General features: G+C 70.4%; 5 protein-coding genes and 1 pseudogene. 5 read left to right on the forward strand and 1 reads right to left on the reverse strand.

Annotated elements, in window-relative coordinates:
* Positions 1 to 81: pseudogene (locus tag ABTZ94_RS34720) on the reverse strand (electron transfer flavoprotein subunit beta); the annotation flags it as partial.
* A gap of 145 nt (positions 82 to 226) precedes the next feature.
* Between ABTZ94_RS34720 and ABTZ94_RS34725 the strand changes: the two are divergent.
* The 5 genes from ABTZ94_RS34725 to ABTZ94_RS34745 all read left to right on the forward strand — a co-directional run.
* On the forward strand, positions 227 to 898 hold the full coding sequence (locus ABTZ94_RS34725; RefSeq protein WP_351206990.1) for a TetR family transcriptional regulator: 672 nt from the start codon (positions 227 to 229) through the stop codon (positions 896 to 898).
* 154 nt (positions 899 to 1,052) lie between these two features.
* Complete coding sequence (locus tag ABTZ94_RS34730) at positions 1,053 to 1,403, forward strand: Zn-ribbon domain-containing OB-fold protein (protein ID WP_502967361.1); 351 nt, start codon at positions 1,053 to 1,055, stop codon at positions 1,401 to 1,403.
* A 444-nt stretch (positions 1,404 to 1,847) separates the two neighbouring features.
* Positions 1,848 to 3,014 (forward strand): DegT/DnrJ/EryC1/StrS family aminotransferase, encoded by a 1,167-nt coding sequence (locus ABTZ94_RS34735; protein ID WP_351206984.1) that lies wholly within the window; start codon positions 1,848 to 1,850, stop codon positions 3,012 to 3,014.
* Entirely contained in the window at positions 3,011 to 4,834 is a 1,824-nt protein-coding gene (locus ABTZ94_RS34740; protein ID WP_351206986.1) for an HAD-IA family hydrolase, read from the forward strand. The genes ABTZ94_RS34735 and ABTZ94_RS34740 overlap by 4 nt, the downstream gene beginning before the upstream one ends.
* 519 nt (positions 4,835 to 5,353) lie before the next feature.
* Positions 5,354 to 7,929 (forward strand): AMP-binding protein (locus tag ABTZ94_RS34745; protein WP_351206987.1); only part of this gene is annotated, 2,576 nt, incomplete at its 3' end.

A 7,929-nucleotide genomic window follows, 5' to 3' on the forward strand; every position in this document is an offset into this window, starting at 1 on the left:
CAGCGTCAGGTCATCGGCGAAGTGCCGGTCGCCGGTGGCGTCGGGCACGTACTTCACACAGACAACGATCCTCAAGCTCACGCCGGCTCTCCTACCTGGGTGTGGTTCGTATCGACGAGACTATGGCACTCAGTACCCTCTGTAAAGGAACTCAGTGCCAGCATGGGGCTTCCGGTGCTACGTTCCCCGCATGACTGACGCGCGCAGACCGGCGAAGAAGGCCCCCATGCGGGAGGTGCTCGCCGAGGCGGCCTTCCAACTCTTCCTGGAGCGGGGCTTCGAGCAGACCACGGTGGACGACATCGTGGCGAGAGCCGGGGTCGGGCGCCGGTCGTTCTTCCGGTACTTCCCCTCCAAGGAGGACGCGGTCTTCCCGGATCACGAGCGCTGCCTTGCCGACATGACCGCGTTTCTTGCTGCGGTCGGTGACGCGGAGCCGGTCGACGCGGTGTGCGACGCGGCCCGGCTCGTGCTGCGCATGTACTCCGCCAACCCCGAATTCTCCGTTCAGCGCTACCGGCTCACCCGGGAGGTGCCCGGGCTTCGTACCTACGAACTGTCCGTGGTGCGCCGTTATGAGCAGACGCTGGCCGGCTATCTCCGTGACCGGTACGGCCAGTCGGGGAATGGCGCACTGCGGGCCGAGGTGATCGCCGCGTCCGTGGTCGCCGCGCACAACAACGGGCTGCGGACCTGGCTGCGTTCGGGCGGTGAGGGGGACGCGGAAGCCGCGGTGGATCACGCCCTCGGGCTGGTGCGGCAGGTATGGGGGAGTGCGGCTGCCAGGGGTGCGTCCCCGGCAGCCGCCGATGGCGACGTGGTGGTGATGGTTGCCGCCAAGGGGGCCCCGATGTGGCGCGTCGTGCAGCAGATCGAGTCGGCCATCGGCCGGGGCTGACACCCGGGCCGGCCTCGGTATGGCACTGAGTGCCTTTACGTTTCAGCACTCAGTGCCCTATGGTGCGGACGCGCCGACGCGCAGGTACGGCGCATCCGAGCCGAGCGCAGGGGGTCGACACGTGTCCCAGCCAACAAGTGGCACCGTGCAGACGGTGCATGAGAAAGCCGGCCTGTACTACCACCGGTGCCGCTGGTGCGGCACGGCCTCCTTCCGGAGACTGCTGTGCCCGGTGTGCGCATCAAGTGATCTGAAGCCCGAACACAGCGCCGGTCTGGGCGTCGTGGTGAGGTCCGGCGTCGTGCATCGCTACACGGACGCGGCGCGCAACGAGTCCCTCGTCCGGCTTCCCGAGGGCTTTGTGTTCCGTTGCCGTGTCGTGGGCGCCGCACCGCACCAGGTGATGGTCGGCGCGCGGGTGCGCCCGGTTGCCGGCGATGACCGGGATGCGGGCGAGGTGGTATTCGAACTCTGCGACCCGCCCAGGCGCGACGACTGGTTCTGAGCCTGCGCAGGACCGGCCTGCTCGTCGCCGCCGCGGTCCGGGCGGCGACCTCCCCTACGCGCTGGATGTTCGAACCCACCCGCGCCGGTTGCCGGCGCGGGTGTTCATGGTCGCGTCGGTGATCACGAGGGTGCTCGGCCTGGATGCCGCGGTGATGGCACGCAGGCCGGGCCGTCTCTGTGGGGGTGCCGGCGCGTACTGATCGGGTGCGGCGTGCGGCAGCGATCAAACCGCCAATCCCGGGTAAGCGTCACAAGCGGGAAACCCTCATCTCCCCCTATTCGAGGAATAGTGAAAGCGGGGAACTCGTGAGAGGCCGCCAGTTTTCGCCGCCGGGCCTTTCAAGGGGGGTAATAGGGGGGTGAGGAGGGGGCAGGTCGAATCCATTGCTGCGGTAGCGTCGCTGCCCAAGTGGATTCGATTTGATGAGAAAGCGTGGAACTCATGAGTGGTCATTCACTGCAGTCATTTGAATTCCCGGCCTGGCCCCAGTACGGGGACGGGGAGCGGGCGGCTCTGAACCGCGCTCTCGATCAGGGCCAGTGGTGGCGTATGGGCGGAAGCGAGGTCGACAGCTTCGAGGAGGAGTTCGCCGAGTACCACGGCTCCCCGTACGCGCTCGCGGTGACCAACGGAACGCACGCTCTGGAGCTGGCCCTCCAGGTCCTCGGCGTCGGCCCCGGTTGCGAGGTCATCGTCCCGGCGTTCACCTTCATCTCCTCCTCCCAGGCCGCCCAGCGGCTCGGCGCGGTGGCCGTTCCGGTGGACGTCGACTCGCAGACGTACTGCATCGACCCGTCCGCCGCGGCTGCCGCGATCACTCCCAGGACCCGGGCGATCATGCCGGTCCACATGGCGGGTCAGATCGCCGACATGGACGCCCTCGAAAAGCTGTCCGCCGACTCGGGCGTACCGATTCTCCAGGACGCCGCGCACGCCCACGGCGCGCAGTGGCAGGGCAAGAGGGTCGGTGAACTCGGTTCGGTGGCCGCCTTCAGCTTCCAGAACGGCAAGCTGATGACCGCGGGCGAGGGGGGCGCGGTGACGTTCCCGACCGCCGAGCTGTACGAGGCCGCGTTCCTGCGGCACAGCTGCGGTCGCCCCCGGACCGACCGCAAGTACTTTCACGGAACATCGGGCTCCAACTTCCGGATGAACGAGTTCTCCGCCTCGGTGCTGCGCGTCCAACTGGGCCGGCTGGCCGGCCAGATCGACACTCGCGAGGAGCGCTGGCCGCTGCTGGCGAGCCTGCTCGCCGAGATACCCGGCGTCGAACCGCAGGGCCAGGACGAGCGCAACGACCGCAACCCGCACTACATGGCCATGTTCCGGGTGCCCGGTCTCGGCGAGGAGCGGCGCAACGCTCTCGTGGACGCCCTGATCGAGCGGGGGCTCCCGGCCTTCGTCGGCTTCCGTGCCGTCTACCGCAGCGACGGTTTCTGGGAGACGTGTGCTCCGGAGGAGTCCGTGGACGACATTGCCCGCCGCTGCCCGAACTCCGAGGCGCTCACCCGGGATTCCGTCTGGCTGCACCACCGCACACTGCTCGGCACGGAGCAGCAGATGCACGACATCGCGGCCGCTGTCGCCGCGTGCATGGCGGGAGCATGAGCGAACGAGCGGACGGCGAGGGGGTATGCGACGGGATCGTCCGCGTCGCCGTCGTCGGACTGGGCTGGGCCGGCCGGGAGATCTGGCTGCCGCGACTGATCGAACACCCCGCCTTCGAGGTCACCGCCGTCGTGGACCCGGCGGCCGAAATCTCCGTACGCCCTGGCATCCGGTCGATCGGCGACGTCGCCGGGTTGGACCCGGACACCGTCGATCTCGCCGTTGTCGCCGTGCCGAACCATCTGCACGCCGACATCGCCGAGAAGCTCCTGGCCCGGGGTATCCCCGTGTTCCTGGAGAAGCCGGTGTGCCTCACCTCCGCCGAGGCCGGCCGACTGGCCGCGGCGGAACGCACAGGGGGCGCCGTACTCCTGGCCGGCAGCGCTGCCCGCTACCGGGCCGACATACGCACGCTGTACGAGCGGACGGCATCGGTGGGACAGGTGCGGCACATCGAGCTGTCCTGGGTGAGGGCGCGCGGTGTTCCGGACTCAGGCGGCTGGTTCACCCAGTCGCGGCTGTCCGGCGGCGGGGCGCTCGTGGATCTCGGATGGCACCTGCTCGACACCGTCGCGCCGATCCTGGGGCCGGCCGCCATCACCCAGGTGGTCGGCTCGGTCTCCGACGACTTCGTCAACAGCGCTTCCGCGCGGGCCCGCTGGCGCGATGACGATCCCGTCGGCGACCTACCGGGGGCGGGCGGGGACGTCGAGGACACCGCCCGCGGCTTCCTCGTCGCGGACAACGGCATCTCGCTGTCACTGCGCGCGAGCTGGGCCTCGCACGAGGCGCGCGACGTCACGCTGATCAAGGTCGAGGGCAGTGCGGGCGTCACGACACTGCGCTGCACCTTCGGATTCAGCCCGAACCGCGACGGCGGTTCGGTCCTGACCCTCACCTGCGACGGCGAGACCACGCAGCTGCCGCTGCCACAGGAGCGGATCGGCGCGGAGTACGACCGGCAGCTCGACGAACTCCCCGCCCTGCTGGGTGATCCCGGCATGACGGGTCGGGCCGTGGAAGAGGCCCGCCGGAACATCGGCGTCATCGAACGCCTCTATGCATCGGCCCGGCAGCGAGGCCTTCCGGACCACGACGTACCCAGGGAGTACCCGATGGACAGGCGAACGGCAGGGCTCACCGTGGACGGCGTGGAGCCGTCCCGTGCGCTGGAGCATCCGAAGAGTGTGATCGTCTTCGACCTCGACGGAGTGCTGGTGGACAGCACCGACGTGATGCGCGAGGCGTTCACCATCGCGTACGCGGAGGTCGTCGGCGACGGCCCGGCGCCGTTCGAGGAGTACAACCGCCATCTGGGCCGCTACTTCCCGGACATCATGCGCATCATGGACCTCCCGCTCGCGATGGAGGAGCCCTTCGTCAGGGAGAGCTACCGGATGGCCCATCTGGTGCCGATGTTCGACGGTGTCCCGGAGATGCTGCACACGCTTCGCGAGCGGGGATTCCGGCTCGCCGTGGCCACCGGGAAGAGCGGCCCGAGGGCCCGGTCTCTGCTCGAACAGCTGGGCGTGATCGGCCTGTTCGACCATGTCATCGGATCCGATGAGGTCGCCCGCCCGAAGCCCGCGCCGGACATCGTGCTGCACGCCCTGGACCTGCTGGGGGCCGGCCCCGACAGCGCGGTCATGGTCGGCGACGCCGTGACCGACCTGGCCAGCGCCCACGGCGCCGGAGTGGCGGCACTGGCGGCCCTGTGGGGAGAGACCGACGAGGCCGCCCTGCTCGCTGCCGGCCCCGACGCCGTGCTGCGCAAGCCGGGCGATCTGCTCACCCTCTGGCCTGCCGCCGCCTCAGGCTGACGGCCGCAGAAGTACGCGGGCCCGACCGTCCACGACGGCCGGGCCCGACTTGTTCGCGCCGCGGGCCTTCCGCCGCGGGCCGTCACGACCGTTCGAGCGCCGAACGGAGCACGCGGCCGCGAGAGCGCGGAGGCGGCCGGCGGGATGCCCGGCCGCTCGCTCATGGCTCGAGAGGGCGTGCTCGCCGATCGGCCACCGGCAGTTCACCGCAGTGCGGCAGACCACTCGCGAGAATCGCGCCGACCGGCGTGGGGGAGGGCTCCGTACCGGAATCCGTGCCGTTCTCGGATATTTCCCGTCTCACTGTGGAACCTTCATTCATCCGCCCACCGAAAACTACTGCCCGGATGCCTCGAATTCCCTTCGGGAGAGAGTCAGGGAGGACATAGGGGGTTGGCAGGGGTACAGGAGAGCGCCACTTGACGCGAGACTGATCGACGACTCGCCCAGCGCTGTGGGGCGGCAACGGATTCCGGCCGCGCGAGATGCCATGCCTCGCCAACCGACGGATGTGGTGACATGCTGCGTACTGAACTGATCCGGCCGCTGCCCGAACTCCTGCGGGCGCACGCCGATCGGTTCGGGGACAAGGCAGCCTTCCGCGATGCCCGCCGGAGCGTGACCTACGCCGAGCTGGAGCGCCGCACCGGGAGGATCGCCGGTCACCTGGCCCGTCTGAGACTGCAGCCGGGCGACCGCGCGGCCATCTACCTCGGCAACTGCGTCGAAGTGGTCGAGAGTTACCTGGCCATCGCCAGGGCAAGCGCGATCGGCTCGCCGTTCAACCCCCGGGCCACGGACGCTGAGCTGGCCTACCTGCTCGACGACAGCGGCGCCCGCGTCGTCATCACCGACCCGGCCCACGCCGCACAGCTCGGCCGCGTCCTCAAGGACCGGCCCGACATACGGGTCGTCATCACCGGTGACCGCGGCGTGCCGGCCGACGCCCCCGCCGGGACGATGAGCTTCGAGGCGCTGGCCGGCACGGAACCGGCCACCGGGCCACGGGACGACCTCGGACTCGACGACCTCGCGTGGATGCTCTACACCTCCGGGACCACCGGCCGGCCCAAGGGCGTGCTGTCCACGCAGCGCAACTGCCTGTGGTCGGTGGCGGCCTGCTACGCACCCGTTCCCGGACTGACCTCCGAGGACCGGGTGGTGTGGCCCCTGCCGCTCTTCCACAGCCTGTCGCACATCGCGTGCGTGCTGGGAGTCACCGCAGTCGGCGCGACGGCCCGCATCGTGGACGGGTTCGAGGCCGAAGAGGTATTGGACGCACTGCGCGAGGACTCGGCCACCTTCCTGGCCGGAGTGCCCACCATGTACCACTACCTCGTACGGGCGGCCCGACGGCAGGGCTTCAGCGCACCTCACCTGCGTACGTGTCTCGTCGGCGGCGCCATCACCACGGCGTCGTTGCGCCGCTCGTTCGAAGAGGCATTCGGAGCGCCGCTGCTCGACGCGTACGGCAGCACGGAGACCTGCGGTTCGATCACGATCAACTGGCCGACCGGCGCCCGGGTCGAGGGCTCCTGTGGCCTTCCCGTGCCCGGTCTCGGCGTACGACTCGTGGACCCGGAGACGGGCAACGACGTGGGCGCCGGGCACGAGGGCGAGGTCTGGGTGAACGGGCCCAGCGTGATGGCCGGCTATCACAACCAGCCCGAAGCCACGGCCGAGGCGATCCAGGACGGCTGGTACCGCACCGGCGACCTGGCCCGCCGCGACGCCGCCGGCTACTTCACGGTGACCGGCCGCATCAAGGAACTCATCATCCGCGGCGGGGAGAACATCCACCCCGGCGAGGTCGAGGAAGTCCTGCGGCGGGTGCCGGGCGTGGCGGACGTGGCCGTGGTGGGCAGGCCGCACGAGACGCTCGGCGAGGTGCCGGTGGCCTGCCTGGTCCCGGGGCCCGAAGGGTTCGATCCGGAAGCGCTGTTCGCCGCCTGCCGCAAGGAACTCTCGTACTACAAGGTGCCCGAGGAGCTCTACGAGATCGCCCAGGTACCCCGTACGGCCTCCGGCAAGATCACCAGGCATGTCCTGCTGGAGCAGCCCGCGCGGTTGCGCGCCGCAGGTGCCAGCCACTACGAGTCCCTGTTCCGGCTGGACTGGATCCCGCTCCCTTCCGTGCCGCCGCCGAGCGTTGTCCCGGGCCGCTGGGCACTGGTCGGCACGGGAACGGCCGACCTGCCGGCAGGTCTGCTCGCCCACGGCATGCGGGTGTCGGACTACCCCGATCTGGCCGCGCTGCGCGAGGCGACGGCCGCCGGAGAGCCCGCCCCCGACGTCACCGTGCTGGCCCCTGTGGCAGAACCCGTCGGGGACGACGGGTACCGCCACCTGACCGAGCCCGTCACAGCATGGCTGGCCGACGACCGGTTCACCGACGGGCACCTGCTCGTCGCGACCCGGCGCGCGGTCGCGGCCGCACCCGACGAGAACATCCCGGATCTGTGGCAGGCCGCTCTGTGGGGACATCTGCGCGGCATCCAGGCGGAGCACCCCGGCCGCATCGTCCTCACCGACCTGGACACCCACGACGAACGCTCCGGCGCGGCGCTGCCGGCCACCCTGTCCCACGGCGAACCGCAGTTCGCGGTGCGTTCCGGCATCGCCCTGCTGCCCAGACTGGCGCGTGCCGCCGCGCCCGCACCGGGCGACCGGGAATCCGCGCTGGACACCCGGCGCACGGTCCTTGTCACCGGGGCCGACGGAGCAGCCGCCGCAGCGGCCGCGCGACACCTGGTGATCGGACACAGCGTCCGCCATGTACTGCTGGTCAGCGACAAAGGCCCGCGCGACCGCGCCGCGGCCGCACTACAGGCCGAACTGACCCGGGCCGGCGCCCGCGTCGCACTCGCCGCCTGCGACCTCACGGACCGTACGGCGCTCGCCGACGTACTGACACAGGTCAGACGACCGCTCACCGCCGTGGTGCACACCCCGGGCGAGCACCCGGGAGCGGTCGACGCTCTGCGCTCGGCGGCGCTCGGCGCCCTGAACCTGCACGAACTCACTCTCGACGCCGGCCTCGACGCCTTCGTGCTCTTCTCCTCGGCGGCGGGACTGCTCGGCACGGCCGGCCGTGC

The organism is Streptomyces sp. NPDC002785, assembly GCF_040295565.1.
Classification (GTDB): domain Bacteria; phylum Actinomycetota; class Actinomycetes; order Streptomycetales; family Streptomycetaceae; genus Streptomyces.